This window comes from Saccharomonospora iraqiensis subsp. paurometabolica YIM 90007 (assembly GCF_000231035.2).
GTDB classification, from domain to species: Bacteria; Actinomycetota; Actinomycetes; order Mycobacteriales; family Pseudonocardiaceae; genus Saccharomonospora; species Saccharomonospora paurometabolica.
Window position 1 is genome coordinate 86,057 of sequence record NZ_KI912236.1, and the last position, 1,654, is coordinate 87,710.

2 protein-coding genes are annotated in these 1,654 nt (G+C 74.7%); both read right to left on the minus strand.

What is annotated here, in order from left to right; all coding sequences use genetic code 11:
* A partial coding sequence (locus tag SACPADRAFT_RS32790; RefSeq protein WP_007027537.1) for a PPE domain-containing protein occupies window positions 1-969 on the minus strand: 969 nt, incomplete at its 3' end.
* Window positions 970-1,050: 81 nt separating this feature from the next.
* On the minus strand, window positions 1,051-1,455 hold the full coding sequence (locus SACPADRAFT_RS0212040; RefSeq protein WP_007027536.1) for a PE domain-containing protein: 405 nt from the start codon (window positions 1,453-1,455) through the stop codon (window positions 1,051-1,053).
* Between the last annotated feature and the right edge of the window lie 199 nt (window positions 1,456-1,654).

The following is a 1,654-nucleotide window of genomic DNA, read 5'->3' on the forward strand; positions in this document are numbered from 1 at the left end:
GGTCCCGCCCGGGCGCGATCCCGGCGCACCCGGACGGTCGTCCGGCCGCGTCGCGCCGGCGGCCCCACCGGCTCCCACACCCCCGGCTCCGGAGCCGGAATGACCGGACGGTGCGGAGGGGACGACCCCGCTGGGCGTCGTGGCCCCCGGAACGGGCGACGACGACCCCGGAACCGCCCCGGTACCGCCCCGGCCGGACGGTTGGTGCCCCGGAGCCACCCCGGTCGACGACGACGGCGCGTCGGCCGACGTCCCGGCCGCACCCGGGGTGAACGGCGCCGACGGTGCCGGACCCGGCGGAACGGATCCCGTGCTGTGCGCCGCCGTCGTGCTGTCGTCCGGTCCGCCGCCCGCGCCGATCGACGCGGGCACGTCCGCGTCCCCGCGGACCGCCGCACCGATCAGGTCGGGGGCGGGCAGCTCCGGCAGTCCCCGCAGCTTCTCGCCACTGTCCTGCGCGTAGGACCCCAGCGCCTGTTCGGCCTGCTCCCGTGCCTCCTTCTTCCGCTCGGCCGCCCGGACCGCGTCGGTCTCGTGCCCGATCAGGCTGAGCAGCGAGTCCCCGATCCCGACGTCGCTGTCCGCGCGCAACGCGGCGGGGTCGGGGAGCTTGTGCAGCGTGCGGTTGAACGCCTCGCCCTGCGCGAACAACCGCTGGGCGGAGTCGGTCCCCGCCGCGCCCGCGCTGCGGGAGAACTCGGCCTCCTCCGCGAGCCGCGACCGGGCGCTCCCCCCGGCGGCCCCGTGCCACTGCACACCGAGTTTCGCCAGTTCGGTGCGCAGGGTGTCGTCCGTCTCGGCGAGGGCGTCCGCGACGGCCTCCAGCGCGGCCACCGCCTCACTCAACCCTCCGATCCCCCGGCCGGAACGGAAGAACTCGATCTCGTCGGCGAGCATGTCGTCGGAGTAGCCGGTGAAGCGGTGTTCCCCGATCTTCCTGGCGAGTTCGGCAACCTCGGCGTCGTTCATCGCGAATCCCTGTTCGGTGGTCCGTCGGATGGTCGGCGGCGGAACGCGGCGGGCCCGCGCGGCCCGCGGCACTCCGCGGCGTCAGTTCCCGCCCGCGCCGTGGACGGCGGCGGCGTTGTCCTGCTCGTTCTCGGCGTACTCGCGGGAGGCCAGCCGCAACCGCGCCGCCAGTTCGACGAGGCCGGCCTCGTAGGCACGCACGCGCTCGACGTAGCAGCCGTTCCCCTCGGTGATCAGCGTGTTCCAGGCCTCGGCCACATGGACCGAGACGATGTCCTCCGAGGGTGGCAGGACCGTGAGCGCGGGTGTCTGCTCGTCCAGCTTCCGGCGCAGCGCCGCGGCCTGTTCCTCGACGATCCCGGCGACCGCCTCGATCTTGTCGGGTTCGATCTCGAGGTCTCGCGCCCCGCCGGAACCGGACCCGGACGTCCCCGGCCCGTTCCCGGACCCTGCGACCTCTCCGGAACCTGCGACGTTCTCGGACACTGTGCCGCACCCCCTGTTACCGCCAGTAATCGACCGACTTCCCTCGCAGGCTACCAAGCCCGGTGTGCGAATGACCTGAAATTGGGGCGGTCTTTCGGCCGGTCCGGTTCCGCGGGAACGGGGACGGCGGTGGGGCGGCGACGGCGCCGGGGGCCTCAGCGCGAGGGGACCGCGAGCTCACCGGCCGCCGCGCGGGCGG